Raw genomic sequence first — 2,917 nt, 5'->3', positions numbered from 1 at the left:
TTTTGGCTAAGCTGCGTTTTAATGCAGTTTAGGTTTTGTTGTAGCTAGTTTCATTTTTCCATTTTATTTTTACAGCAGAAATTTTTTCTAATTCTAATCTATTTGCTGTCAATTTTCTAAATCCATTTTTTAGATAAAAACTCAATGGAGAATTATATAAATCTCCATTTTTCTTTCTGTCTTTATTATGGTCAATTACCCAACCATTTAATTCATTTTCTTGCTGTTTTACTAGTTCAAGTATATTAGTTCCAAATCCTTTTCCATGAAGATTTGAGTCCAAAATAATTGCAAACCATTTTTCGTTATCTCGCTTAAAGTCAAAGTACCAACCCTTAACTTTCCGTTCTGAATTAATTAAAAGTAGATGCCTTTGTTCATTCAGGTTATTGAGGTATGCATCAAATTCTTCAATAGAATTAAAAGATAAGCTTTCAGGATATTCGTTGTTCCATAAATCAAAAACCTCATGCTTTTCAGTTTCTAATAATATTGGACGTTGGATGAATTCCATTTTAGAGATTATTTTAATTAGCTACAACGGTTTGGCTAAGCTGCGTTTTAATGCAGTTTAGGTGGTGTTGTACACCGTTTTTAATCTGCAAATATTCTTTCTTTTCTGTGTTCCAAAATCTCTACAGGATAAAAGAATAATTCTTTCTTTTTATTAATAATCAGGCTGTATTCTCCTCTAATAAAAAACGAGCTCTCGTAAGCATATTCTCCGTTTATTTGAATTTCATAATTTCCATTTTCCATTTTTTTGTATGTAGAATTCTTTAAACTTAACACCCCATTTCCACAGTCATAGAATTCCGTTAAGTCTTCAAATTCAATTTTCCCTTTTTTAAAGTTTAATTTATATAAAAACAAGTCACTTTCAGGCTTTTCTTTTTTAATATAAAATCCTCTTTCTGCATGAATACTTTTACTGTAATAGTCACCTGAAATGTTTTTGTCATATATTTCAAAGTATAAAGTATCTTTTACTTCTTTCTCAAGTCTGATTTTATCTTTTAATTCTTTTTTTACTTTATATGAATTAAATTCATTTCCAACTTCTTTCTTCTCAATTGGATTTTTACAACTTATAAAGAAAATAATTTTCAGTAATAACAATATTTTTTTAAATACTTTCATTCAAATGGTGTACAACGATTAGTGTAAAATGCGTTTTAATGCATTTTTACACCTTGTTGTGCATAGTTTTTTCTCTTTGTTTAGTTGCTTCATACATTACAATTCCTGTTGTTGTAGATAGATTAAAACTCTCAACTTTTCCTTTTATATCTATTGTCAAACAGTATTCACATAATTCGGCTGCTATTTTACTCAACCCTTTCGATTCTTCACCAAACCAAATAGCGAGTTTAGGTTCAACCAATTTAGATTCAGTCAGTTTAACTTGTCTTTTACAAATGTTATGAGGTGAAGTTCCAACTGAAATGAAACCATTTTTATTTAGGAAATCAAAACAAGTTTTAGCTTCTGTAAATACTTTTATATCTGTCCACTTTACAGCACCGTTTGAGTACTTTAACAATGATTTTCTTTGTCTTAATTCTTCAAGATTATCTTCAAGCCTTTTTTGTCCATCAATCACAAACAATCTGTCAACTCCAAGTCCATTTATATTCCTTATTACATTTCCGATATTCATTAAGAAGTTTGGATTCTCTAAAACTGCAATAAGTTCAAAGTTTTCAGTCAATTTCGTTTAATTTTCGTCAAATTATGCACAACGGTTTGGCTAAGCTGCGTTTTAATGCAGTTTAGGTAGTGTTGGCATTAGTTTTTTCTTATTCCAAATCCTTTAGGAGCCATTAGTTTCCCTGAATCATACATGTTTATATAAATTGAAATAGTGTCCTTTGATCCTTCCCAAGTCACTCTATAATTATCAAGCATAACTTTATTACCAAAAACTGCTTTATCACTTTTAATTGGACAGCAGCTTCCAGATCTATAATATGAAATAGCTTCTCCGTTAGGGCCAGAAAGAGCATTTAAATATCTTCTCTCATTTTTAGGTCCGCTATCCTCGCTGCCAACTTCAATCGGGTTTTTTGGAGAAAGTCCATATGAAGGGTCTGAAGAAATTTCTGTAATCATGAAAGTGTTATCATCTAATAACGTTTGCTTAACATTTTTGGATACATTCATAGTAGTGGAACAAGAAAATAAGCTAAGAAGGATAAAAGTTATAATTAATTTAGTTTTCATATTTTAGTTTTAATTAATGCCAACGGTTTGGCTATGCGCAGTGTCCCGAAGGGCATTGCGTATAGGTGTTGTTGTGTGCTGCCTTTTTATATTTCTTCATCAATATGTTCCTGTAATTCAAAAGTCATTGATTTCAAATCGAGAAAATGATAAAACGCAACAGACCAATCGGTCTCTGGTTTACTTAACACTCCGAACAATTTAATAGTGTCATTCTCTATTTTGTTAAACCAATATCCATGAAAATCAGCAATTTTTAAAAAGTCTTCTCCTGTCAATTCTATAAAATCATTTTTCTTAAAAACAGTATCAATAACAACTTCATTAGATTTCTTAATAATTAAGTGCTTTTCACTGTCTCTATATTTGTCAATATGTTTAACTCCTTCGATTTCAAATTCGTTAGTCACGTAAGAGTCGAGAGTAGTACTTTGAATGGAAATTTTAAGATTCAGAGCTGATACAATTGTGTCGAACTTTACAGTTTCATTTTCTTCAGGAAAGAATCGTTCAATAACGTTTTTGTAATTTAAATTTTGGCTTTCAGAAATAGTTAAGGTATCGATTCTCTCATTTGAAGTCTCAATACTTTCAGGTTGCTTTTTAACTTCCTCTTTTTCTTTTTTCTGCTCACTACAGCTGAAAATGATTGACATTATTAATATTAGAAATTGTATTTTCATTGTTTTTTTGG

Annotated in this window: 5 protein-coding genes; all 5 read right to left on the bottom strand. The window is 29.8% G+C overall.

Translation table 11 applies throughout. The features are described from left to right. Window positions 1–28: 28 nt before the first annotated feature. On the bottom strand, window positions 29–514 hold the full coding sequence (locus BSU00_RS11050) for an N-acetyltransferase (protein ID WP_105004432.1): 486 nt from the start codon (window positions 512–514) through the stop codon (window positions 29–31). A gap of 80 nt (window positions 515–594) precedes the next feature. After that, the gene (locus tag BSU00_RS11045; protein ID WP_105004431.1) at window positions 595–1,140 is read right to left on the bottom strand and encodes a hypothetical protein; all 546 of its coding nucleotides are present in this window, start codon (window positions 1,138–1,140) and stop codon (window positions 595–597) included. A 46-nt stretch (window positions 1,141–1,186) separates the two neighbouring features. Beyond that, the gene (locus tag BSU00_RS11040; RefSeq protein ID WP_105004430.1) at window positions 1,187–1,711 is read right to left on the bottom strand and encodes a TrmH family RNA methyltransferase; all 525 of its coding nucleotides are present in this window, start codon (window positions 1,709–1,711) and stop codon (window positions 1,187–1,189) included. 77 nt (window positions 1,712–1,788) lie between these two features. Then, on the bottom strand, window positions 1,789–2,223 hold the full coding sequence (locus tag BSU00_RS11035) for a 2-dehydro-3-deoxyphosphooctonate aldolase (protein ID WP_105004429.1): 435 nt from the start codon (window positions 2,221–2,223) through the stop codon (window positions 1,789–1,791). A gap of 86 nt (window positions 2,224–2,309) precedes the next feature. Further along, on the bottom strand, window positions 2,310–2,917 hold a 608-nt coding region (locus tag BSU00_RS11030), incomplete at its 5' end, for a DUF4738 domain-containing protein (RefSeq protein ID WP_233188710.1).

Source organism: Tenacibaculum sp. SG-28, assembly GCF_002954385.1.
Lineage (GTDB): Bacteria > Bacteroidota > Bacteroidia > Flavobacteriales > Flavobacteriaceae > Polaribacter.
The sequence above is the reverse complement of the archived record's forward strand: the minus strand, read 5'-3'. Positions and strand labels throughout refer to the sequence as shown.

Bases quoted from the DNA above. Each gene is read 5' to 3' on its own strand.
- BSU00_RS11035 (WP_105004429.1), bottom strand. From the start codon at position 2,223: ATGAAAACTAAATTAATTATAACTTTTATCCTTCTTAGCTTATTTTCT.
- BSU00_RS11045 (WP_105004431.1), bottom strand. From the start codon at position 1,140: ATGAAAGTATTTAAAAAAATATTGTTATTACTGAAAATTATTTTCTTT.
- BSU00_RS11050 (WP_105004432.1), bottom strand. From the start codon at position 514: ATGGAATTCATCCAACGTCCAATATTATTAGAAACTGAAAAGCATGAG.